The organism is Shewanella spartinae, from assembly GCF_019457555.1.
In the GTDB taxonomy this organism is placed as follows: Bacteria; Pseudomonadota; Gammaproteobacteria; order Enterobacterales; family Shewanellaceae; genus Shewanella; species Shewanella loihica.
The window spans coordinates 1,185,620-1,207,930 of the sequence record NZ_CP080418.1; the positions used below are offsets into that span (position 1 = coordinate 1,185,620).

The 22,311-nt window shown below is 53.5% G+C and carries 23 protein-coding genes; 20 read left to right on the forward strand and 3 right to left on the reverse strand.

The window, feature by feature from the left end; translation table 11 throughout:
- Positions 1-2: 2 nt before the first annotated feature.
- Together K0I31_RS05225 and mutH are read right to left on the reverse strand one after the other, a co-directional pair.
- Positions 3-1,082 carry an adenylate/guanylate cyclase domain-containing protein gene (locus tag K0I31_RS05225; RefSeq protein WP_220044536.1) on the reverse strand — a complete coding sequence of 360 codons (1,080 nt, stop codon included), beginning with the start codon at positions 1,080-1,082 and terminating at the stop codon, positions 3-5.
- A 339-nt stretch (positions 1,083-1,421) separates the two neighbouring features.
- The gene (gene mutH, locus K0I31_RS05230; RefSeq protein WP_220080138.1) at positions 1,422-2,093 is read right to left on the reverse strand and encodes a DNA mismatch repair endonuclease MutH; all 672 of its coding nucleotides are present in this window, start codon (positions 2,091-2,093) and stop codon (positions 1,422-1,424) included.
- Between the two features lie 694 nt (positions 2,094-2,787).
- Between mutH and rppH the strand changes: the two genes are divergently transcribed.
- The 9 genes from rppH (at position 2,788) to K0I31_RS05275 (ending at position 11,008) form a co-directional block, all read left to right on the forward strand.
- Complete coding sequence (gene rppH / locus K0I31_RS05235) at positions 2,788-3,312, forward strand: RNA pyrophosphohydrolase (RefSeq protein ID WP_011864842.1); 525 nt, start codon at positions 2,788-2,790, stop codon at positions 3,310-3,312.
- Positions 3,313-3,346: 34 nt separating this feature from the next.
- Positions 3,347-5,578 (forward strand): phosphoenolpyruvate--protein phosphotransferase, encoded by a 2,232-nt coding sequence (gene ptsP, locus K0I31_RS05240; RefSeq protein ID WP_220080139.1) that lies wholly within the window; start codon positions 3,347-3,349, stop codon positions 5,576-5,578.
- Positions 5,579-5,696: 118 nt separating this feature from the next.
- Positions 5,697-6,491, forward strand: coding sequence for a sulfite exporter TauE/SafE family protein (locus K0I31_RS05245; RefSeq protein ID WP_220080140.1), 795 nt, complete (start codon positions 5,697-5,699; stop codon positions 6,489-6,491).
- Positions 6,492-6,613: 122 nt separating this feature from the next.
- Positions 6,614-7,465: a thymidylate synthase gene (locus K0I31_RS05250; RefSeq protein WP_220080141.1), complete on the forward strand. Its 852-nt coding sequence runs from the start codon at positions 6,614-6,616 to the stop codon at positions 7,463-7,465.
- Positions 7,466-7,771: 306 nt separating this feature from the next.
- On the forward strand, positions 7,772-8,947 hold the full coding sequence (nhaA, locus tag K0I31_RS05255) for a Na+/H+ antiporter NhaA (RefSeq protein ID WP_011864846.1): 1,176 nt from the start codon (positions 7,772-7,774) through the stop codon (positions 8,945-8,947).
- Entirely contained in the window at positions 8,944-9,327 is a 384-nt protein-coding gene (locus K0I31_RS05260; protein WP_011864847.1) for a hypothetical protein, read from the forward strand. The genes nhaA and K0I31_RS05260 overlap by 4 nt, the downstream gene beginning before the upstream one ends.
- A 20-nt stretch (positions 9,328-9,347) precedes the next feature.
- Complete coding sequence (nhaR, locus tag K0I31_RS05265) at positions 9,348-10,256, forward strand: transcriptional activator NhaR (RefSeq protein ID WP_011864848.1); 909 nt, start codon at positions 9,348-9,350, stop codon at positions 10,254-10,256.
- Between the two features lie 76 nt (positions 10,257-10,332).
- A complete protein-coding gene (locus K0I31_RS05270) occupies positions 10,333-10,572 on the forward strand; it encodes an FAD assembly factor SdhE (RefSeq protein ID WP_220073918.1) in 240 nt (79 codons plus the stop codon).
- A complete protein-coding gene (locus K0I31_RS05275; protein WP_220080142.1) occupies positions 10,553-11,008 on the forward strand; it encodes a protein YgfX in 456 nt (151 codons plus the stop codon). The genes K0I31_RS05270 and K0I31_RS05275 overlap by 20 nt, the downstream gene beginning before the upstream one ends.
- An 11-nt stretch (positions 11,009-11,019) precedes the next feature.
- On the opposite strand, the gene nadB is transcribed toward K0I31_RS05275, so the two are convergent.
- On the reverse strand, positions 11,020-12,633 hold the full coding sequence (gene nadB, locus K0I31_RS05280; protein ID WP_011864851.1) for an L-aspartate oxidase: 1,614 nt from the start codon (positions 12,631-12,633) through the stop codon (positions 11,020-11,022).
- A gap of 199 nt (positions 12,634-12,832) precedes the next feature.
- Here nadB and rpoE point away from each other — a divergent pair, with 199 nt between their 5' ends.
- The 11 genes from rpoE (at position 12,833) to acpS (ending at position 22,284) form a co-directional block, all read left to right on the forward strand.
- Positions 12,833-13,411 (forward strand): RNA polymerase sigma factor RpoE, encoded by a 579-nt coding sequence (rpoE, locus tag K0I31_RS05285; RefSeq protein ID WP_011864852.1) that lies wholly within the window; start codon positions 12,833-12,835, stop codon positions 13,409-13,411.
- A gap of 39 nt (positions 13,412-13,450) precedes the next feature.
- Positions 13,451-14,053 carry a sigma-E factor negative regulatory protein gene (locus tag K0I31_RS05290; RefSeq protein ID WP_011864853.1) on the forward strand — a complete coding sequence of 201 codons (603 nt, stop codon included), beginning with the start codon at positions 13,451-13,453 and terminating at the stop codon, positions 14,051-14,053.
- 65 nt (positions 14,054-14,118) lie between these two features.
- On the forward strand, positions 14,119-15,051 hold the full coding sequence (locus K0I31_RS05295) for a MucB/RseB C-terminal domain-containing protein (RefSeq protein ID WP_011864854.1): 933 nt from the start codon (positions 14,119-14,121) through the stop codon (positions 15,049-15,051).
- Positions 15,052-15,058: 7 nt separating this feature from the next.
- Complete coding sequence (locus K0I31_RS05300; protein ID WP_220080143.1) at positions 15,059-15,535, forward strand: SoxR reducing system RseC family protein; 477 nt, start codon at positions 15,059-15,061, stop codon at positions 15,533-15,535.
- A 108-nt stretch (positions 15,536-15,643) separates the two neighbouring features.
- Entirely contained in the window at positions 15,644-17,434 is a 1,791-nt protein-coding gene (lepA, locus tag K0I31_RS05305; protein WP_220080144.1) for a translation elongation factor 4, read from the forward strand.
- 152 nt (positions 17,435-17,586) lie between these two features.
- Positions 17,587-18,504, forward strand: coding sequence for a signal peptidase I (lepB, locus tag K0I31_RS05310; protein WP_220058824.1), 918 nt, complete (start codon positions 17,587-17,589; stop codon positions 18,502-18,504).
- Complete coding sequence (gene rnc, locus K0I31_RS05315; RefSeq protein WP_220044548.1) at positions 18,505-19,182, forward strand: ribonuclease III; 678 nt, start codon at positions 18,505-18,507, stop codon at positions 19,180-19,182.
- Positions 19,179-20,171 (forward strand): GTPase Era, encoded by a 993-nt coding sequence (era, locus tag K0I31_RS05320; protein ID WP_220073336.1) that lies wholly within the window; start codon positions 19,179-19,181, stop codon positions 20,169-20,171. Before rnc ends, era begins: the two co-directional genes overlap by 4 nt.
- Before the next feature lie 105 nt (positions 20,172-20,276).
- A complete protein-coding gene (gene recO / locus K0I31_RS05325; protein ID WP_220080145.1) occupies positions 20,277-20,972 on the forward strand; it encodes a DNA repair protein RecO in 696 nt (231 codons plus the stop codon).
- 128 nt (positions 20,973-21,100) lie between these two features.
- Positions 21,101-21,838 carry a pyridoxine 5'-phosphate synthase gene (gene pdxJ, locus K0I31_RS05330; RefSeq protein WP_220080146.1) on the forward strand — a complete coding sequence of 246 codons (738 nt, stop codon included), beginning with the start codon at positions 21,101-21,103 and terminating at the stop codon, positions 21,836-21,838.
- Positions 21,839-21,882: 44 nt separating this feature from the next.
- Positions 21,883-22,284: a holo-ACP synthase gene (acpS, locus tag K0I31_RS05335; RefSeq protein ID WP_220080147.1), complete on the forward strand. Its 402-nt coding sequence runs from the start codon at positions 21,883-21,885 to the stop codon at positions 22,282-22,284.
- The last annotated feature ends 27 nt before the right edge of the window (positions 22,285-22,311 follow it).

The following is a 22,311-nucleotide window of genomic DNA, read 5'->3' on the forward strand; positions in this document are numbered from 1 at the left end:
TTTTAACTATTGCTACCCTTGGGGGAAACGCCATACACCTCGATAGAGTGTTGTTTCCCCTTGAGCTTGATTGGACCAAGGTTGGTAAAGTCGTAGTGACTGTCGCCAGTGTCGATAAGCGACTGCAGTGAGCCTGAGATCAACATCCGTTGCCCCAGAGGGTTACACTGATCTTGAAGTCTCGCCAGGGTATTGAGCACGTCGCTAAAGAAGCTGATCTCCTGCTTTTGCACCCCAACCACAGCCGCCACCACCTGACCACAGTGGGCCGCCGCCTTAAACTTAGGCACGAAACCATACTGCTCTTCGAAGTACTTGCGCTGCCAGTTAAGCTGCTGACTGAACTCATAATATATGTTGAAGCTGCGATCTTCTATGATGCCGTTTTCTAGCGGCCAGTGGATCAGCACGGCATCGCCCATGTAGCGATAGATCTCGGCGTCGTTGTTGACCACAGTGTCGGATAGCAGGCTAAAGCAGTCCTGGATCAGGCGGCTGAAGCGATAGTCACCCAGAGATTCCGCGTGGGTGGTCGAGGCCACCATGTCCAGATAGAGAAACAGGCGCTGTTCGTACCTTGGCCTGTGGTATTTACCCAGGCCGATATTAAACAGAATACGTGGGCCGACCAACAGCGCCATCTGCTCGATGAAGGCTAGGCCGACACGCACCACCACCAGATAGATGATCAGGGCCTGGAACGAGGGGCTGTAGAGAATATGAGCGGTCAACATCTGCCTGAGGGTCGACATATGGTTCTCAATGGCCCACATGTTGAGGAACTGGGTCATGTAGGCGAGGGTGGTCGCCCCAAGTAAGAGGAAGAGTCCCTTGAAGATCACCGAAAACAGATAGGGCAGGCGATTGATGGCGCTAAAGTCGGCGATCAGGTTCGACATCCAGTGCAGACTACCAAAGATGATCCCCATATAGATCGCCAGGGTCGCGAGATCGGCAGTGCCTACCGCCCATTGGGGCAGCTCTGGTGTTTGCGCATAGCGGAAAAACACAAAGGCCGCCATGGCAATAGCCCAAGCGAAAATGGCAAATATGAGCTTCTTTGCTTGAATGCGTGCTCTCACAGTGACAGAAAATTCCTAAATGCTGCACAAATCTCAGGATGCGCTAGTGTATAGAAAACACCCCTACAATTTCCAGTGATATTTGTGATCTAAGTCAAATGAAGTCTAGATGTGCCAAAAAAGCGACAAATTTATGTTGAACAAGTGTTAAGTGACCGTGGTGATTGTTTTTTTCTTGGGGGATGCTGACAGAAAGGGGCGCACTTTGTCGATTATCTAAAAGTCTAAAGTTTGAGAAATGACCCTTCTCTGTCACCCCTTTTAACTAGAAGGAAAATTTCGGTTCGAATCACCTTTAAATAGCGATTCGAATAGCCGCGACTGGTAAGCTCAAATCGCCTAGAAATAACGGTTCAAGATCTGCTGGGTGAAGGGGATCTTAAGATAGAAGCCCCGCGGGTTGGTGAGTTTAACCTGACCATCTTGCGCTATGCTCTGGGTGAGCGCGCGGCTGTTGGCGCCTTTGGGCCTGAGCTGCAATACCTCGCCGTGACGGGCGGTGATCTGCTCGACCTTGCCTAGGGCGATAAGCTCCATGATCTCTTCCCAGTCCTGACGTATCTGCGCCATCTCTTCTTCGCTCGGGGTCCAGAGGATGGGACTGCCGATGCGCCGCTCGCCAATCGGCTTGTGGCGGATGCCCTCCACCGGGATCCACAGCACCCGCTGTAGCTTGTGGTACACCAGACTCTCCTGCCATCTTAGGCCGTTGATATTCATCAGCGGGGCGACGGTGACATAGGTGGTCTCTAGCGGCTTACCCGATTCATCCACAGGGATGGTTTTGAGCTCTACGCCGAGATGGAGAAAGTCCTGCTCCGGCTTAGAGCCGGCAGTGGCCCCCAGTTCGAGCTCGATAAGCTGACCAATCCAGCCTTTGTCTCGTTTCAGGTTGCTCGGCACGGCGACATGGTGAAGCTCGGCCAGCTGGCCCAGCGTGAGTCCGGCCATCTCCTGGGCGCGCTGCATCAGCTCGTCGAGGGATTCGGGGGGAAGAATTTTACTTTTCATGGGTAGGGATTTTACCCGAGTTATGCACTTAATCAATCGAGGTTAAAAATTGTGCGATCTTTTTGCAGTAGAGAGATCCTAGAGTCTTCTTACATTAAGTGACTGAAAAACATCGTTTTAGCCATGTTGTCCATTTAACCTCATCGAGAGTTATTTAAGTTACTCTGTGATTTCCCCACCCTTTCCAACACACTTATCCACAGATTTATTGGATAACTGAATAAGTCTGTCACAGGGCAGAATAAAAAAACCCTTGTCAAGGGGATTTTGATGACATTTTTCCGCTGTCAGAGTCGATAAATCTATTTATCTGTGAATAACCTTTGGGGACTTTATGTGGTTTTTTACTTGACACAGGCTTTGGGTGTTTTTTGTGCGATCTCTAAGTGTGAACAAATGATCTCAAAGTGTGAACAATTAATTTTTATTTAATTACAGTTGTTTATTGATTAAATCTCGGCTGGTATCTGCTTGGGTTTTGATTCGAGATTTGGCTGAATTGACAATTTTAACTGAGTTTCAAACAGAGATATCCACAGATTTTGTGGATATCCTCCGGTTTGCTTGCCAGGCTCTGTTGATAAAAGTAAAAATTTTAGTTTTTTATCCAAACAATATCTGTTAATGGGGAATTGCCGCCGACGCCGCTTTGTGAAACAATCGATTCATTAGATTATTTCATTTTGGAGTCCATGTGATTGATAGTGACGGCTTTCGTGCAAATGTAGGCATCATTATCTGTAATCGCTTTGGGCAGGTGATGTGGGCCAGAAGATTTGGTCAACATTCCTGGCAATTTCCGCAAGGTGGCGTGGATGAAGGCGAAAGCGCCGAGCAAGCCATGTATCGGGAGTTGTATGAAGAAGTTGGGTTAAGGCCTGAACATGTGCAAGTGTTAACCTCAACTCGTTCCTGGTTGCGTTATAGATTACCTAAACGGTTAATTAGGCAAGACAGTAAACCCTTATGTATCGGACAGAAACAGAAGTGGTTTCTATTACAATTGAAGAGTCAGGAGTCTGCCATCGATCTGGCGGCCAGCGGCCACCCGGAGTTTGATGACTGGCGTTGGGTCAGTTACTGGTATCCGGTCAGACAGGTGGTATCCTTTAAACGAGACGTGTACCGCAAGGTAATGAAAGAGTTTGCGCCGACGGCCTTGCCGTTTCAGGCTCAGGAAAATACTCAAGGCGGCAGAAGAAGAGGTCGCCGCCGGTAGCTAAGATGGCAAGCAATAGAGGGAGAGGTAGGCTGTGTTAAAGACGCTCAGAGACATCACTCAGGCAGTAGCCGCAGCCGATGATCTTCAATCAGCCCTCTCTTTGCTAGTCCGCCAGACCAAGTCGGCGATGGAGACCCAGTGCTGCTCCATCTATATCCTGGAAGAGCAGGAGCTGGTGCTGTCGGCCACCGATGGCCTAGACCCCAGAGCCGTGGGCAAGGTCAAGATGCCCATGAGCCAAGGCCTGGTCGGCTTGGTGGCCGAACGTGAAGAGCCGGTCAACCTGGCCGATGCCCAGCAACACCCCAGATTTAAACTATTCACCGAAGTCGACGAGGAAGATTTTCGTGCCTTTCTCGCCGTCCCCATCATCTATCAGAAATTAATCCTAGGCGTGCTGGTGGTGCAGCAGGCCGACGCGCGCCAGTTTAGCGAGGCCGAAGAGGCCTTTCTGATGACGCTCGCTGCCCAGTTGGCGGTGGCGGTGCGTGAGCAGCGTAAGAAAGCCGAGGTGAAATCGGCGCCGGACAAGTGTGTCTATACTGGCACCTCGGCGGCTAGCGGCGTGGTGATCGCCCACGCCATGGTGCTGGGGGGCGAGATCCCCCTAGAGCAGCAGGGGCGTCGCACTAAGCAGGTCGACGAAGAACTGCTAGCCCTGAGTCAGGCGCTGGATGCCTGTCGCAATACCCTCAGCGCCCTGTCCCAGCGTTTCGATGGCGAGAATGAGAAAGAGGTGCAGTCTATCTTCTCAGCCCTGCAGTTGCTGCTGGATGATACCAGCCTAGGCGGTGAGTATGGGCGGGAGATCCTGGCGGGCTGGACGGCTATCTCGGCGGTGAGCCGGGTGTCGCTACGCTACATAGATCATTTCCAGCAGATGCAAGATCCTTATATGCAGGAGCGGGCGACGGATATCCGCGATCTGGGTCAGAGGGTGCTGCGTGAGCTGATCGAGCCGCAGAAGATGCAGCTTGAACTGGATGTGCCCGTTATCCTGGTGACCAAGGAAGCCACGGCGACCATGCTCGCCGAGTTCCCCCAGCACAAGCTGGTGGGCATAGTCACAGAGCTTGGCGGGGTTAACTCCCACGCGGCTATCTTAGCGCGCGCCTTTGGCGTGCCGGCGGTGATAGGGGTCGAGGGGATCCTCAATGCCGGTATCGATGGCAAGCAGCTGATCCTGAACGCTAATCGCGGACAGGTGCTGATCTCGCCTACACCGACGCTGATAGGTGAGTATCGCAGCCTGATCTCGGCGGAGAAGGCGTTGCAGAAACGCTATGCCGAGGAGCTGTCTAAGCCTGCCATGACCTTAGATGAGCGCCGAATTCATCTCTATCTCAACGCTGGGCTGTTAAGCAGTCTGGCCTCGGAGATTGCCGAGGGCGCCGACGGCGTCGGCCTGTATCGCACCGAGATCCCCTTCATGTTGCAGACCCGCTTCCCCAGCGAGGCGGAGCAGGTCGAGGTCTATCGTCAGGTTTTGGATGCGGCCCTCGGGCGTCCAGTGGTGATGCGCACCCTGGATGTGGGCGGTGACAAGCCATTGTCTTATCTGCCTATTATCGAGGAGAATCCTTTCCTCGGCTGGCGCGGGATCCGTCTGACGCTGGATCATCCAGAGCTGTTTCTGGTGCAGCTCAGAGCCATGCTCAATGCCTCGGGCGGTGGTGAGCAGCTGCATATTCTGCTGCCCATGGTCTGCTGTTTGGACGAGATAGATCAGGCCATCGCCTACCTGGAGCAGGCTTATCTCGAGGTGAAGCAAGATGTTCATCCAGATCTTCAACGGCCTAAGATAGGCATAATGCTGGAGGTGCCTGCGCTGCTGTTCCAGCTCGAAGAGGTGGCCAAACGGGTCGACTTTATCTCTGTCGGCTCGAACGACCTGACCCAATACCTGCTGGCGGTCGACCGTAATAACCCAAGAGTCAGTACCCTGTATGACTCCTATCATCCAGGGATCTTACGGGCGCTGACCCAGGCGAGGCTGGCGTGCCGAGAGTATCGCCTGCCGATTAGTGTTTGTGGTGAACTGGCAGGCGAACCCATGGGCGTACTGTTGTTGGTTGCCATGGGCTATACCCAGCTGAGTATGAACCAGGGCAGTCTTGCCAAGATAAACTATCTGATCCGTAGGGTGTCCTATCAGGACTTGAGCGAGCTGCTTGCCCAGGCGCTGTCACTCACCAACGGCTTCGAGGTGAGGGAGCTGCTGACGCTCTATCTGAAAGAGAAAGGCCTAGACGAATTTCTCTAAGCAAGTTTCGTCAAGCGAGTTTCTGTAATTGAGTCTCGACTGTGAGCGCTAGGCAATTTCAATCTGTCGGTAATTCCTTTAAGCTAATGCCTCCTTTCGCCACTGCCGTCGAGGTTACATGTTCACCATAGTTGTCAGTTGTATTGCCCTGGGGGCCTTCATTGGTTTTATGGCGGGCCTGTTAGGCATTGGCGGCGGCGTGATAGCCGTACCTGTATTGCTGTTTCTTCTGCCTATGGCGGGCGTAGAGCCAGAGCATTTGACCCATGTGGCCATTGCCACCTCGTTGGCGGCGATCATCCTAACCGGGGCCTCATCGGCTAGGGCCCATCACGCCCGAGGTAATATTCCCTGGCATCTACTTACCATCATGCTGCCGGGATTGATAGTCGGCGCCCTGTCGGCAGGCTTTATCTCCTCGCTGTTTTCTGCTCAGCTACTCAAGCAGGTCTTTGCCGGCTTCTTGGTGTTGATGGCGCTGCAGATGGTGTTTCCCTTTAAGGCGGCAGAGGGCGAGCGTAGCTTGCCCGCGAGTCCCTATCTGTTTGTTACCGCAATGTTTGTCGCCATCATAGCCGCATTAATGGGCATAGGCGGCGGCATCTTGTTTATCCCATTCTTGAGCTGGTGCGGCGTGCAGATGCGTCACGCCATAGGTTTCTCCTCGGTAACAGGGCTGATGATCGCCTTGTTTGGTAGCCTCAGCTATGTATTTGCTGGCTGGGCGACTCAAGGGCTGCCAGAATACACCCTGGGTTATATCTATCTGCCAGCCTTGTTCGGCATCGTCTGCACTTCTATGCTGACGGCACCACTGGGGGCGAAGGCGGCAAGTGTCTGGCCGACGGCAAGGCTGAAGAAAATATTTGCCGTCATGTTATTTTTTACCGGGATCAAGTTAGCCCTCAGCTAGACATGGCCGTCATAAAGCGGCTAAAAAAAAGGGGAGCTAAGGCTCGGCTAACGCTAGATTTAGACTCGATTAGGGAAGGGCGCTAAGGCCTCCATACAAGCAACAATGATAAGTAGGATAAGATGAAACAGTATTTGGCATTATGTGAACGAATCATCAATGAGGGCGTCTGGGTTGAAAACGAGCGCACGGGAAAGCGCTGTTTAACCGTGATCAATGCCGATCTGGAATACGATGTGGCCGCCAACGCGTTTCCCCTGATCACCACCCGCAAGAGTTTCTGGAAGGGGGCGATTGCCGAGCTGCTGGGTTACCTCAGGGGCTATGACAATGCCGCCGACTTCAGAAAGCTGGGTGCCAAGACCTGGGATGCCAACGCCAATGAAAACAGTGCCTGGCTGAATAACCCTCACCGTAAGGGCCATGACGATATGGGCCGGGTATACGGGGTGCAGGGCAGAGCCTGGGCAAAGCCAGATGGCGGCGCAGTAGATCAGCTGAGAAAAATCATAGATAACCTGTCAAAAGGGGTCGATGATCGCGGCGAGATCTTAAGCTTCTACAATCCAGGTGAATTTCATATGGGCTGTCTGCGTCCCTGCATGCACACCCATAACTTCTCTTTGCTGGGCGATACCTTATACCTCAACAGTTTCCAGCGCTCCTGCGATGTTCCCCTAGGGCTAAACTTCAATCAGGTGCAGGTGTTTGCCCTGCTGGCGATTGTGGCGCAGATCACAGGTCACAAAGCGGGCAAGGCCTACCATAAGATAGTCAATGCGCACATCTATGAAGACCAGTTACCCCTGATGCAGGAGGTGCAGCTTAAGCGCGAGCCCTTCCCGTCACCTAAGCTAAGCATCAATCCGGATATCAAGTCGCTGGAAGATCTCGAGACCTGGGTCACCATGGACGATTTCGAGGTGACTGGTTATCAGCACCACGAGGCGATTCAGTATCCCTTCTCTGTCTAAGAGTAATTCTTAAGACTGAGGAATTTCTGAGGTAAGGCGCGGCAGACTCTTTGTGAGTCGCCGCGCTTTATTAATTTATTCTGCATAAAAAATCCCCCTTTAAACCAGAAACTCCCTGTGATCCCCGTCACAGATGGTTTTAATCGTCACTCCCGCTAAGTAAAACTGCATGCTATTGATTAGTCCGTGGTGACTGACTACACTTAACACCTCGGAATTACCGATGTTTAATGCCGATGCAAACGATTATTCAGCTAGGTTGCATTCCGCTAGACTCAATACATTAAGTGTTTTTGGAGTTTATTTATGGAAAAGGCGATTAGAAATTTTCTGAGCCAGGAATCGGCCGGTGGCATCTTATTGATGGCGGCCGTTATCTTGGCGATGATCATGGCGAACTCCCCGTTGTCGGGCCTGTATCAAGGCTTCCTGCATACAGAGATGCAGGTGCGCGTGGGCAGTCTGGATATTGATAAGACGCTGATCCACTGGATTAATGACGGCCTGATGGCGTTGTTTTTCATGTTGATCGGCCTGGAAGTGAAGCGTGAGCTGCTGGAAGGTGCTTTGTCGAGCCGTGAGCAGGCATCCTTGCCAACCTTTGCCGCCATAGGTGGCATGATCTTCCCTGCTGCTATCTACCTGATCTTTAACTATGCCGACCCTATTACTCAGGTGGGCTGGGCTATTCCTGCCGCTACCGATATCGCCTTCGCGCTGGGTATCATGGCGCTGCTGGGTAGCCGGGTGCCGGTGGCGCTTAAGGTGTTCCTGCTGGCGCTGGCCATCATAGATGACCTTGGCGTAGTGGTGATCATCGCCATGTTCTATAGCACAGATCTCTCGGCGATCAGCTTAGTCGTTGCGGCGCTGGCGATAGTGATCTTGGTGGGGCTAAATCGTAAGGGCGTGACCGCGCTGGCTCCTTATGGGGTGGTGGGCCTGATCCTCTGGATAGCCGTGCTCAAATCTGGGGTACACGCTACCCTGGCCGGTGTGATCATCGCATTCTGTATTCCGCTGCGGGCCAAAGATGGTAGCTCACCGTCAGAGCATCTGGAGCATAGCCTGCACCCATGGAGCACCTTTGTCATATTGCCTATCTTTGCCTTTGCCAATGCCGGGGTCGATTTGTCGGGCATGAGCCTTGGGGATCTGTTATCTCCTGTGCCTGTGGGGATCGCACTTGGCTTACTGCTGGGTAAACCGCTTGGGGTACTGCTGTTTAGCTTCGTGGCGGTCAAGCTTAAGCTGGCTGCATTGCCCGAAGGCATGGGCTGGCGTCATATCGCCCCCGTGGCAGTGATGTGTGGTATCGGCTTTACCATGTCGATGTTCATCTCATCCCTGGCCTTTATCGGCGATGGCGAGGCCTACGGCGATCTGGCGAGGCTTGGCATTCTGACCGGGTCGATCATGTCGGCGGTGATAGGTTATTTTTGGTTATCTAAGGTGCTTCCAGAGAAAGGAGAAAAATCATGAAAAAACTCGTCGTGACACTCATGCTCTCATTCGGCTTGACCGGGGGCGCCTATGCCAGCCAGCTGGAGGCGTGCGATAAAGATGTCAACAGCGTCGCCTGTCAGCATTACCTAGAGGGGGTTGTCGACGGTGCCCTCATGTTTAAGCCTAATGCGATGGGCAAGCGGGTCGAGACTAATGGGTATGAATCCCGTGCCCTCAAGTATCGTAGCGGCAAGCGCTTCGAAGAGGCTAATCGCACCTACTGCGAGGGGCGCCTGCCCGATCGCGACAGCCTGGTGCAGGGACTCTCCGAGGCCTTGGATATGGGCAAGGTAGATTCGATAGAGACGCTAAGCGAAGTCATGTACAACATGATGGATTGCCAACGCCTTAAATAGCAGGAGAGACGCGAGCCTTGATGTCGCATCTGAACTATAACCATCTCTATTATTTCTGGATGGTGCATAAGAAGGGCTCGGTGGCCAAGGCCGCCGAAACCTTATGTTTGACCCCGCAAACGGTGACCGGGCAGATCCGTGTTCTGGAGCAGCGCCTCAACGGTACCCTGTTTAAACGGGTGGGGCGTAATCTCGAACCCACCGAGTTGGGCGAACTGGTGTTTCGCTATGCTGATAAGATGTTCAGCCTCAGCTATGAGATGTTAGATATCCTGAATTATCAAAAGGATAATAATATCTTGTTCGAGGTGGGTATTGCCGATGCGCTCTCCAAGGCCTTGGCCAGCCGGGTGCTGCTCTCGGTTGTGCCTAGCGATGGCTCCATGCATCTTGCCTGTTATGAGGCGACCCACGAGAGCCTGATGGAGCGCTTAAGGGCCCACAAGCTGGATATGATCCTATCCGACTGCGCCGGTGAGTCGCTCAAGTATCCGGAGATCCTATCGAAGAAGCTCGGTGAGTGCGGCGTGGCGTTTTTCTCCTCGACCACCTATGACAAACCCTTTCCCGCCTGTCTGGAGGAGGGCAAGTTGTTGATCCCGGGGAAACGTACCTCGCTCGGTCAGCAGTTACATCACTGGTTCGATGAGAATGGCCTGGATGTCACCATACTCGGCGAGTTCGACGATGCGGCCATGATGAAGGCGTTTGGCTTCTTCAAACAGGGGATCTTCGTGGCACCCTCCATCTATAAGCAGGATATTCTCGCCCACGATATGCAGATTCTAGGTGAGACTGACGATATCAAGGAGGTCTACCATGTGATGTTTGCCGAGCGGATGATCCAACATCCGGCGGTAAAATCCCTGCTGGAAACTGACTTTAGCGATCTCTTCGCCGGTAAGGATCTCGAGGTGGAGCGGCTATAAAACGGTGTGAAGCCGGCGGCCTAACTGGTACACTATCGCCAATCGAAAATAAGGGAGTAGTTGTGTGTCAGAGCCAATGAACATAGCCAGAGTAAGATGGGCGTGCCGACGGGGCATGTTAGAGCTTGATGTATTGTTTCAACCCTTTGTTGAGACCCAATATGAACAGCTGTCTATAGATGATAAGGCGGTTTTCGTTCGTCTGTTAGAGTGTGAAGATCCTGAGTTGTTTGCCTGGTTTATGGGCCATGAGGCCTGTCCAGACCCACAGCTCGCCGAGATGGTGGTTAAAGTTCGTGGCCGGGCGGCGCCATAACTTTCACCTGACAGCCTCCTTCGACCAGCGACTCTCGCTGGTCTGTTTCGCGGCCCTGTGCCTGAGTGCTTTTCTGGTCTGGCCGCCAATCAATTCTCTCTGGTTTCTCACCCTCAAGTATGGCCTCTTGTTGGCCACAATCGTTTTCTTCCTCTATCAGTTGATTGCGCTAAGACGTTGGTCCCTTGCCTTTTGGCTGGATGAGTCGGGCAGAATTGGTCTACTCCGCGACGAGTTAGATTCGCATACGCAAGTGCAGCAGGCTGACGAAGCAAGCGAGCAACATCTTAGTTATCGCAGGATCTGGGTGAGCCCCTTGGTGGTGCTGTTCTGGTTATACGAGGGAGAGCAGAAACGCCTGGTTATCTTATGGCGGGATATGTTTGACGACACAGGTTATCGGCACCTGTGCCGTCTGCTACTAAGGTTTGGCTAACGACCTTACTGCTATTGCTCTGGATGCAATATGGTTGGTAGCGGATTATTACTCTTGTTGGGATGGTCGATATTGTAATGCAGGCCGCGGCTTTCCTTACGCTCCATAGCGCAGCGGATGATCAGCTCAGCGACCTGGACCAGGTTACGCAGCTCCAGTAAGTTGTTACTCACGCGGAAGTTGCTGTAGTACTCCTGGATCTCCTGCTGCAGCATGGCGCAGCGGCGTAGGGCGCGCTCGAGGCGCTTGTCTGAACGCACAATCCCTACGTAGTCCCACATGAACAGACGTAGCTCGTGCCAGTTGTGGGCGATCACTACCTCTTCATCCGAGTTCGATACCTTACTCTCATCCCAGGCGGGCAGAGTACCCGGCATAGGGATCTTGGCCAGCTGGCTCTCGATATCTTCGGCTGCCGCGCGGGCAAATACCAGACACTCAAGCAGCGAGTTGCTGGCCAGACGGTTGGCGCCGTGCAGGCCGGTATAGGCCACTTCACCTATGGCGTAGAGACCATTGAGATCTGTCTGACCATGCAGGTCTGTCATCACGCCGCCGCAGGTATAGTGGGCCGCGGGTACCACAGGGATAGCATCTTTGGTGATATCTATTCCCAGTTCCAGACAGCGTCTATAGATGGTGGGGAAATGCTTGATAACAAAGTCGGCTGGCTTGTGGCTGATATCCAGGTAGACGCAGTCGACCCCTAAGCGTTTCATCTCATAGTCGATGGCGCGGGCCACTATGTCGCGGGGGGCGAGTTCGCCGCGCTCGTCGAAGTCTGGCATGAAGCGGCTGCCATCGGGACGCTTAAGGTAGGCGCCTTCACCGCGTAGTGCCTCGGTCAACAAAAAGTTGCGGGCATCGGCGTGGTAGAGACAGGTGGGGTGGAACTGGTTGAACTCCATGTTGGCCACCCGGCAGCCCGAGCGCCAGGCCATGGCGATGCCATCGCCCGAGGCGATATCTGGGTTCGAGGTATATTGGTACACCTTAGAGCTGCCACCTGTGGCCAGTGCGACGAAGCGAGCCTTAACGGTTTCCACATGCTCTTCGTTACGGTTCCACACATAGGCGCCGAGGACGCGGTTGCCCGGGCGCTTGAGCTTACGTGTGGTGATAAGGTCGATGGCGTTGTAGCGCTCAAGTACCTTGATATTGGGGTGACTCAGGGCGCGCTCCTGTAGCGTCACCTGCACCTCTTTACCCGTGGCATCGGCCGCGTGCAGGATGCGTCTGTGGCTATGGCCACCTTCGCGGGTCAGGTGATAGGGCGCCTTGCTCTCGTCGCCGTCGGCGGTTTCTTCTTTATCGAAGGCGACGCCGCAGTGAATCAACCACTCCATGGCGCTCTTGGCGTTTTCGGCGGTAAAGGTCACAACTTCTTCATCGCATAACCCGGCCCCGGCGATCAAGGTATCGGTGACGTGAGATTCGATGGTATCCTCTTCATCGAACACTGACGCGATACCGCCCTGGGCGTAGTAGGTTGAGCCTTCGCTGAGTGGGCCTTTGGAGAGTAAGATAACGTTTGATTTTTCAGCCAGATGTAGCGCTAAAGTCAGACCAGCAGCCCCGCTGCCGATAACCAAAACGTCAGATTGATGTTCAACTACTTGTTTCATCAGGTATCATGGTAAGTTATGCGAGTATTGTCTATGGTAAACCAAGACGCCATTTATGGATACTGATCTCGCCGTAGAAAATAAATGCGGATATCGCAATTTTTTTTAGAACTTTTTCGATGTGGGCTAGTCTACATATGTGAATATGATTCGAGCGACTGAGAAATCAGCATTTTAGATTTAGGAGTAGTCGGCTCGGATGAGTGGACAGATAAGTGATCAACAACTCGTTGAGCGAGTGCAACAAGGAGATAAAAACGCTTTTAACCTGCTGGTACATAAATACCAGAGCAAAGTGATTAATCTGATTGCCCGTTATGTGCGTAATCAGGCCGACGTGGCAGATGTGGCACAGGAAGCCTTTATCAAAGCTTATCGTGCGTTGCCTAACTTTAGGGGTGAGAGTGCGTTTTATACTTGGTTGTATCGCATCGCGGTTAATACCGCGAAAAATCATTTAGTGGCACAGGGCAGGCGAGCGCCTGCCAACGATGTCGATGCGGAAGAGGCCGAATATTACGACGGCAGTGATGCGCTAAAGGAGTTTGCCTCCCCAGAGCGTCTCATGTTGTCAGATGAGATTCAGAAAGTGGTCTTCGATACGCTCGATACCTTGCCGGAAGAATTGAAGATGGCTATCTCTCTGCGTGAGCTCGATGGCATGAGTTATGAAGAGATTGCCAATGTGATGGAGTGTCCAGTGGGCACAGTGCGTTCACGTATCTTTAGGGCACGTGAAGCCATCGATAAGAAGTTGCAGCCTTTGCTGGAACGATGAAGCATTTTATTCGATACACTAAATTTATATGGGTGATAAATGGATAAGTTAGGTCAGGAATGGGTTTCCGCTGCCGTTGATGGTGAAATCGACGAGCAGGAGTTGGCGCAACTCGCCGCCGATACGGATTCGCATGAGAAGTGGCGTGATTATCACATGATAGGTGATGCTATGCGTGGTGAGTTGCCCGCTGCGATCAATCTCGATCTCAGTGCCAACATTGCCGCAGCGATTGAGCTTGAGCCTAGTATCCTTGTGCCTAAGCGTGTCGAAACGCCTGAGGTGGCGCCTCAACGTCAACTTGCGAGTGTGGTTCCGCTGTTTAAGCAGTTTGGCCAATACGCCATCGCCGCCAGCGTCGCCTTGGTCGCCGTGATCGGTGTGCAGAATTATAATCAGGGTGGCGTCGAAGATGCGCCTATGCCAGTGCTCAATACCCGTCCGCTGATTGGCAGCGCGTCGCCTGTGAGCCTACAGACTGGCCCGGTACAACAGAATCAAAGTTATACCAATGAGCGTGTGATGGAGCAGCGTCATCGCATCAACACCTATATTCAAGATCATATGCTGCAGCAAAGATTGAATAACAGTGCCAATATAGACGACAATGGTGAGCTCACGCCTATCCCGGTGAATCACTAAAAGCTATTTATACTGGTCACACTGACTATACTCTTTGTGTCGATTGGTATTATTAAGGAGTTAGCTTGCGTCTTATTTGGTTGGCCCTGTTAGTCCTCGTCTTCCCTGCCAGCGCGCAGGAAGAGTTGTCCGCTAAGGCTTGGCTCGAAAACATGAGCCTCGCCTTGAAAGGGCAAGAATTCAAGATGTCCCTGATCCATCTGCAAGCGGATCACATACGCCCCCTGGTTTATCTTCACGGCAAGGTCGACGACCATGAAGTTGCTTTTCTCGAGCACCTCAATGGCCCGCCGAAAAATGCCGTGCGCGTGGGCAATACAGTTACCTTTATCGAACACGACCAACCCGCCTACAGCGTGCGCGCCGAGCGTATTCAAGGCGTATTGCCACCTGCGTTTGCCGGCGTTATCTCTGATCTGGAGTCGGGTTATCAATTTGTCCTGGGTGGACGTTCGCGTCTGGCCGGGCGTCCCAGTCAGTTAGTGCGCATCATCCCCAACGATGACAACCGCTATAGCTATCAGGTATGGCTGGATATGGATACCTATCTGCCGCTGCGTTACGACATGCTGAACCTTGAGAAGCAGCTGCTGGAGCAGGTGCTGGTGGTAGAGCTTATCGTTCTTGATGATGCGCCGGCGATTCTGCGTGAAGCCTATAAGCAGGATTGGCCCGAGATCATGCCGCAGCCCCAGCGTGAGCAGGCCGACAACTGGCAGTTCAAATGGTTGCCTCAAGGCTTTAAGATCTTGGTCAAGGATAATCACAGACTTATCGGCAGCCACGAGGCGGTCGAGTATATCGCCCTGAGCGATGGCCTGGTGAACATCTCTGTGTATGTGGCCAGAGCCGGCGAGACGGCGCTGCCCGACGAGCTGATGACCCGCAACGGTCTCTCTTTGGCCGCCGAGCGTGTGGGCAATGCCGAGGTGGTTGCCGTGGGCAAGGTGCCGGCCGAGACACTCAGCCGCATCGCCAAAAGCATCACCATAGAGTGATCCCACTATGATGGAAGAAACCGCCACAGTGATCAGGTGCCCGGGCGATGGTTGGGTCACGGTCGAAGTGAAAGTTAAAAATGCCTGTAATCATTGTGATAACAATGACACCTGCGGCACCTCCGCCGTATCTAAGGCGTTCTCGCCCAAGGTGCAGCGCTTCTCGCTGCCTAGCGACACCCAGTATGAACCCGGTGAACTGTTAAAACTTGGCCTGCCTGAGAGTGTCATCTTAAAGGCGGCCGCCATCGTCTACCTTATGCCGCTGGCGGGCCTTTTTACTGGTGCCACCTTGGGACATTTTCTTGCAGATCTTGTTGGACTCATGAGCAGCGACCTGCTGACTATCGCCCTTGGTCTGAGCGGCGCGGCAAGCGCCTGGTGGCTGGGTCGGCGCTGGGCAAAAACGCTGGAGATCAACAGTCAGCCGGTGATCCTCTCCCGCCTTGGCCGGGCCATAGACGGCATTTCCCCAGCCAACTAGTCTATTATTTTCATTGCCCGATGGATTCCAATTGGTATTAGTTTAGCGATCGGGTACAATTCGGCACTTTTAGATCAATTTCAATTTCGAGTTTAGTCATTTCGCACAATGAAGCATATTAGAAACTTTTCGATTATTGCCCATATTGACCATGGCAAATCAACCCTTTCTGACCGTCTTATTCAAGAGTGCGGCGGCCTGTCTGACCGTGAGATGGCGGCGCAGGTATTGGACTCAATGGATCTCGAGCGTGAGCGCGGCATTACCATTAAAGCCCAGAGTGTGACTCTCGATTACAAAGCTAAAGATGGTGAAACCTATCAGCTGAACTTCATCGATACCCCAGGTCACGTGGACTTCTCCTATGAAGTATCACGCTCGCTGGCTGCCTGTGAAGGCGCCCTCTTGGTGGTCGATGCCGGTCAAGGTGTTGAGGCTCAGACCCTGGCAAACTGTTATACCGCGCTGGATATGGATCTGGACGTGGTGCCTGTACTGAACAAGATAGACCTTCCCCAGGCAGACCCAGAGCGTGTTGCCGAGGAGATAGAGGATATCGTGGGTATCGAGGCCGCCGATGCGGTGCGCTGCTCGGCCAAGACAGGTTTAGGTATCAGCGACGTACTGGAAACTATCGTGGCTCAGATCCCGCCACCAGAGGGCGACCCTGAAGCGCCGTTGCAGGCGTTGATCATCGACTCTTGGTTCGACAGCTACCTGGGCGTCGTTTCCTTGGTGCGTATCAAGCACGGTGTGCTCAAGAAGGGTGACAAGTTCAAGGTGATGTCGACCGGACAGACCCATACGGCCGATCGCGTCGGTATCTTCACGCCTAAGCAGACAGACACGGCTCAGCTGAGTACAGGTGAAGTGGGCTTCGTGATTGCGGGTATCAAAGAGATCCACGGCGCGCCTGTGGGTGATACTTTGACGCTGGCCAAGAATGGCGCCGACAAGCCGTTGCCCGGTTTTAAGAAGGTGAAGCCGCAGGTTTATGCCGGTGTATTCCCTATCTCGACCGACGACTATGAGAACTTCCGTGACGCGCTCAACAAGCTGAGCCTGAACGATGCCTCGCTATTCTTCGAGCCGGAAACCTCTTCGGCATTGGGCTTTGGTTTCCGTATCGGTTACCTGGGTCTGCTTCACATGGAGATCATTCAGGAGCGTCTCGAGCGCGAATATAACCTGGATCTGATCACCACGGCGCCGACCGTAGTCTACGAGGTGGTGACCACCAAGGGCGAGACCATCTACGTCGATAACCCATCGGATCTACCGCCGATGAACAACATCGAAGAGATGCGCGAGCCTATCGTTGAGACCAACATCCTGGTACCTAAAGAGTACCTGGGTAACGTGATCACCCTGTGTATCGAGAAGCGCGGCGTGCAGACCAACATGGTCTACCACGGCAACCAGGTGGCGATCACCTATGATATGCCGATGGCCGAGGTGGTGATGGACTTCTTTGACCGCTTGAAGTCGACCAGCCGCGGTTATGCGTCGCTGGAATATAACTTCAAACGCTTCGAGCCGGCAGACATGGTGCGTCTGGATGTACTGATCAACGGCGATCGCGTCGATGCCCTAGCGATGATCCTGCACAAGGCCAACGTGCGTTACCAAGGCCTGGCCTTGGTAAACAAGATGAAGGAACTGATCCCAAGACAGATGTTCGATATCGCGATTCAGGCGGCCGTCGGCAGCCAGATCATCGCCCGTTCATCGGTCAAGGCCCTGCGTAAAGACGTAACCGCTAAGTGTTACGGCGGCGACGTCTCCCGTAAGAAGAAGCTACTGCAGAAGCAGAAAGAGGGTAAGAAGCGCATGAAGCAGGTGGGTAACGTGGAAGTCCCACAAGAGGCCTTCCTCGCCGTGCTGAAGATCAATGAGTAATCACTTTTTAGTTAATAATTGTTAATAGTGATTGATAATGAGCGCCGCGGTTTGCGGCGCTTTGTTTGTTACAGTATAAATGGCTAATGGCCTGCTAGGCAGGCGATAAATCCCTTATTTTGCTGGAGCATTTTTCAGGAGTTAGTTAGCGTATGGCAGCTTATTTTTCCCTTATCCTGGTCTTGGTGACCCTAGGCAGCGGCCTGATCTGGATGTTCGATGCCTTAGTCTTAGCGCCCAAGCGTCAGCAGAAGCTGGCCATGGCCCAGGCGGCCAACCAGGAGATTAGCGAAGAGAGCGCCGAAAAAATCGTGCGTGAGTCCGCCATAGTGGAGACCTCGCGTTCTATTTTTCCGGTTATCGCTTTCGTGTTGATCCTACGCTCTTTTATCTATGAGCCTTTCCAAATTCCTTCGGGATCTATGATGCCAACCCTGCTGGTGGGCGACTTCATCTTGGTAGAGAAGTTTAGCTATGGGCTGAAAGATCCTGTGTGGCGAAGCAAGCTTATCGAGACAGGCAAGCCACAGCGCGGTGACGTGGCGGTATTTAAATACCCAGAAAACCCGCAGATCGACTACATCAAGCGTGTCATCGGCCTGCCGGGGGATCGCATCGTCTATCGCAACAAGGATCTCTATATTCAGAAGGCCTGTCCTGAGGGGCAGAGCGAGTGTCCTAAGCTAGAGAAGATAGAGCGCGCCGGTGTCAATCAGGGCGAATTTACCCAGGATAATATCCCGCTGCTGCGTTACAAGGAGCAGCTGGGCGATGTGACCCACGATATCCTGATCAACCCAGGACGCGGCGAGCCGACCTCTTACTATTTCCGCGAGGGGAATCTGGCGGTGGGTGAGTTTGTTGTGCCCGAAGGTCAGTATTTCATGATGGGCGACAACCGCGACAACAGCACAGACTCACGCTTCTGGGGCTTCGTGCCCGAGGCCAACCTGGTCGGCAAGGCGGTAGCGATCTGGATTAGTTTTGAATTTGAGCGCAAGCCGTCGGACTTTTTACCAACTTGGGTACCGACAGGCGTACGCTTTAACCGTGTAGGCGGAATTGTGTAGATGGAACCCATTAAGAATCTACCGCGTTTGGGTAGAATATTAGGTTATCAATTTCAGCAGATCGCGCTGCTGGAGCAGGCGTTAACCCATCGCAGTGCGGCGAGCAAGCATAACGAAAGACTGGAGTTTTTAGGCGACTCTATTCTCTCTATCGTCATCTCTGACGCCTTGTATCATCAGTTTCCCAAGGCGACTGAGGGTGACCTGAGCCGGATGCGCGCCACCCTAGTGTGCGGTAAGATGCTGGCGGAGATCGCCAAGGAGTTTAAGCTCGGCGATTACCTCAAGCTGGGCCCTGGTGAGCTCAAGAGTGGTGGTTTTCGCCGTGAGTCTATCTTGGCCGATGCCATGGAGGCGATCATAGGTGCCATCTATCTGGACGCCGATATCGAGACCTGTCGCACTTTAGTACTAAACTGGTATAAGAGCCGTCTTGCGGTGATCGAACCGGTGAATCAGAAAGATCCCAAGACCCTGCTGCAGGAGCACCTGCAGGGATTTAAGCAGCCGCTTCCCGTCTATACAGTGGTGAACATCAGCGGCGAAGCCCATGCGCAAACCTTCACCGTGGAGTGTAAGGTGGAGCAGCTAAAAGAAGCCGTTGTTGGCGTGGCCAATTCCCGTAGAAAGGCGGAGCAGATTGCCGCAGCAGAAGTGTTGGAGCGTATTAAGAAATGAGTAACAAACCCGAGCAGCCAGGTGCACAAGAGCCGAGTCTAGACGAGCTGCTGGCGCGGATGAACAGTGGCCGCAGTGGTAGCCAATATGAGGTGACCTACTGCGGCATGGTGGCCATCGTCGGCCGCCCTAACGTGGGCAAGTCGACCCTGCTGAATAAGCTACTGGGTCAGAAGATCTCTATCACCTCTAAGAAGCCGCAGACCACGCGTCACCGCATCATGGGCATTCACACCGATGGCCCGCGTCAGGTGGTGTTTATCGATACCCCTGGTCTGCATATTGAAGAGAAGCGCGCCATCAACCGTCTGATGAACCGCGCGGCGTCCAGCTCTCTGGCCGAGGTTAGCCTAGTGGTATTCGTGGTCGATGGTCTTAACTGGACCGCCGACGATGAGATGGTGCTGAAGAAGCTTCACAGCCGTGACGATGGCCGCAAGACGATTCTGGCCATCAACAAGGTGGATAACATCAAGGACAAAGAGGCGCTGTTCCCGCATCTGCAGACCCTAGCGGCCAAGTTTGAATTTGATGAGATCTTGCCTATCTCGGCAACCCATGGCACCAATGTGCAGCGCATCATGGAGCTGGCGCTGGAGTCGGTTCCCGAGTCGCCACACTACTTCCCCGAGGATTATGTCACCGACCGTTCTCAGAAGTTTATGGCCTCTGAGATAGTACGCGAGAAGCTGATGCGTTTCCTCGGCGACGAGCTACCTTACGATGCCACGGTAGAGATAGAGCAGTTTAAGATGATGGAAAACGGCGTCTATCAGATCAATGCCTTGATCTTGGTGGAGCGCGAGACCCAGAAGCGTATGGTGATCGGCAACAAGGGCGAGCGTATTCGCACCATTGCCACCCAGGCCCGCCAAGATATGGAGGTCCTGTTCGATAATAAGGTCTTCCTTGAGGTCTGGGTTAAGGTCAAGTCTGGCTGGGCCGACGATGAACGCGCCCTGCGTTCATTAGGCTACGGCGAGAGCTAAGCCAGCAAGAATAAAGGTAAGCCGAGGTAGTCACACAAGAGTCGTGTTTATCTCGGCTTTTTTGTCAGCATTGTTTTTGGTAAACAGGGATTAAGGAAGAGGGCAATGCACAGGGGATATGTACTGCACACCCGTCCCTATCGGGAGTCGAGCGTGCTGGTCAATCTGTTGGTCGACGGCCTGGGCAGGGTCGATGCCGTCGCGCGCCTGGGCAGTGGCAAGACCTCGATAAAGAGCATACTGCAACCCTTTCAGCCCTTGCTGTTTCAGCTGTCGGGACGAAGCAGCCTCAAGAGCCTGTATCAGGTAGAGGCCGCCAGTCCGGCTGTGCCTCTGAGCGGTAGCGATAGCTTTGCCGGCCTCTATCTCAACGAGCTCTTGGTGCGCTGCCTGTCGGTAGAGCATGGCGCCGAGCAGTTCTTCTTTACCTATCATAAGACACTGATGGCCATGGCCGCCGCCTTTAGCGAGGCGCAGCTCAGACAGTTTGAGCTTTCGCTGCTCAAGGAGCTTGGGGTGATGCCCTCGCTCAATCTGGATATCGAGGGCAGCCCTATCGAGACCGATTTCTACTACCGCCTGTTATCCGAAGAGGGCTTTAGTACGGCGCTCGGCCCCAAGCCCAACCATTTTAGCGGTGAGATGCTGCGGGCCCTGGAGGAAGACAAACTCGCAGAGACCGACTTTAAACAGGCTAAACTGCTGATGAGGCAGCTACTGTCGCCCCTGCTGGGGGACAAGCCGCTTAAGTCGCGGGCGCTGTTTTTAAAGGGCAACAGGCCATCGAGTTACAGCAAGTAGCTCCCCATCCATGTTCGCAGCAGATAGTTGCGCACATTCATCGGGTGTTTCCCTTGTGGCCTTCCCTTAAGCTTTAGTAAAATAGGCACAAAATTCCAATCGCGACACTCTACACTTAAGGACTTTCCATGAGCCGTATTCATCTAGGCGTTAATATCGATCACATTGCCACCTTACGTCAGGCCCGTGGGACCAGTTACCCGGATCCCGTCCATGCTGCGGCCGTTGCCGAGCATGCCGGCGCCGAAGGTATTACCGTGCATCTGCGTGAAGACAGACGCCATATCTGCGACAGAGACATCTATCTGCTGGCCAAGACCATCAAGACACGTATGAACTTCGAGATGGCGGTGACCGACGAGATGCTGGATATCGCCTGCGAGGTGAAGCCTGCCTATGTCTGCCTGGTACCTGAGAAGCGTGAAGAGCTGACCACAGAAGGCGGCCTGGATGTGGCGGGGCAGCAGGAGAAGATCCGCGCCGCGGTTGAGCGTTTAAGTGCTCTTGGTATCAAAGTTTCGCTGTTTATCGATGCCGATCCTGTGCAGATCGACGCCACCGTCGCCGTAGGCGCGCCGGTTATCGAACTACACACAGGCTGTTATGCCGACGCCGAGACAGATGCAGAGCAAGCCAAGGAGCTGGCACGCATTACCGAGATGGCAACCTACGCCCATGGTAAGGGATTGGTGGTCAACGCCGGCCATGGTCTGCATTATCACAATGTGAAGCCTATCGCAGCCATTCCTGAGCTGTATGAGCTTAATATCGGTCATGCCATCATCGCCCGCGCCGCGATCGATGGCTTAGATAAGGCAGTGCGTGACATGAAGCAGCTGATGGTCGAAGGTCGCAGCGGTCAGTAATTGTATGGAGCTGAATTTAGGGTGCAGTTAGTAGGGAAGGGCAGATGATTGTTGGTTTAGGGACAGATATCGTCGAGATCGCGCGTATCGCCGACAAGGTGCCCGCGGCGGGAGACGAAGCGGCGCTGATCAAGTGTCCGCTCGCCAAGCGTGTGTTGACCCAAGCCGAGATGGCAATATTCTTGGCTTCCTCCCAACCCGGTCGCTATTTGGCGAAGCGTTTTGCCGCCAAAGAGGCGGCCGCCAAGGCGCTGGGCACCGGCATAGGCCGCGGTGTCTCCTTCCAGCATATCGAGATCAGTAACGATGCTAACGGTGCGCCGCTCATCGCCTTTCAAGGTGGTGCGGCCGAGCGGCTGAGTCTGTTGGGCGGCAGCCGTGCCCATCTCTCCATCGCCGATGAGAAACACTACGCCACGGCGACCGTGATCCTCGAGTCAAACTAGCTATTGGCCTTGATAGATGGGGTAATG

Excerpts from the sequence above, each read along its gene's own strand:
- K0I31_RS05300 (WP_220080143.1), top strand. The coding sequence starts at position 15,059 with ATGATGGAAGAAACCGCCACAGTGATCAGGTGCCCGGGCGATGGTTGG.
- pdxJ (WP_220080146.1), top strand. The coding sequence starts at position 21,101 with ATGAGCCGTATTCATCTAGGCGTTAATATCGATCACATTGCCACCTTA.
- K0I31_RS05250 (WP_220080141.1), top strand. The coding sequence starts at position 6,614 with ATGAAACAGTATTTGGCATTATGTGAACGAATCATCAATGAGGGCGTC.
- K0I31_RS05270 (WP_220073918.1), top strand. The coding sequence starts at position 10,333 with ATGAACATAGCCAGAGTAAGATGGGCGTGCCGACGGGGCATGTTAGAG.
- nhaR (WP_011864848.1), top strand. The coding sequence starts at position 9,348 with ATGTCGCATCTGAACTATAACCATCTCTATTATTTCTGGATGGTGCAT.
- era (WP_220073336.1), top strand. The coding sequence starts at position 19,179 with ATGAGTAACAAACCCGAGCAGCCAGGTGCACAAGAGCCGAGTCTAGAC.
- nhaA (WP_011864846.1), top strand. The coding sequence starts at position 7,772 with ATGGAAAAGGCGATTAGAAATTTTCTGAGCCAGGAATCGGCCGGTGGC.
- lepB (WP_220058824.1), top strand. The coding sequence starts at position 17,587 with ATGGCAGCTTATTTTTCCCTTATCCTGGTCTTGGTGACCCTAGGCAGC.
- recO (WP_220080145.1), top strand. The coding sequence starts at position 20,277 with ATGCACAGGGGATATGTACTGCACACCCGTCCCTATCGGGAGTCGAGC.
- K0I31_RS05260 (WP_011864847.1), top strand. The coding sequence starts at position 8,944 with ATGAAAAAACTCGTCGTGACACTCATGCTCTCATTCGGCTTGACCGGG.
- rpoE (WP_011864852.1), top strand. The coding sequence starts at position 12,833 with ATGAGTGGACAGATAAGTGATCAACAACTCGTTGAGCGAGTGCAACAA.
- lepA (WP_220080144.1), top strand. The coding sequence starts at position 15,644 with ATGAAGCATATTAGAAACTTTTCGATTATTGCCCATATTGACCATGGC.
- K0I31_RS05290 (WP_011864853.1), top strand. The coding sequence starts at position 13,451 with ATGGATAAGTTAGGTCAGGAATGGGTTTCCGCTGCCGTTGATGGTGAA.
- nadB (WP_011864851.1), bottom strand. The coding sequence starts at position 12,633 with ATGAAACAAGTAGTTGAACATCAATCTGACGTTTTGGTTATCGGCAGC.
- rnc (WP_220044548.1), top strand. The coding sequence starts at position 18,505 with ATGGAACCCATTAAGAATCTACCGCGTTTGGGTAGAATATTAGGTTAT.
- acpS (WP_220080147.1), top strand. The coding sequence starts at position 21,883 with ATGATTGTTGGTTTAGGGACAGATATCGTCGAGATCGCGCGTATCGCC.
- K0I31_RS05245 (WP_220080140.1), top strand. The coding sequence starts at position 5,697 with ATGTTCACCATAGTTGTCAGTTGTATTGCCCTGGGGGCCTTCATTGGT.
- mutH (WP_220080138.1), bottom strand. The coding sequence starts at position 2,093 with ATGAAAAGTAAAATTCTTCCCCCCGAATCCCTCGACGAGCTGATGCAG.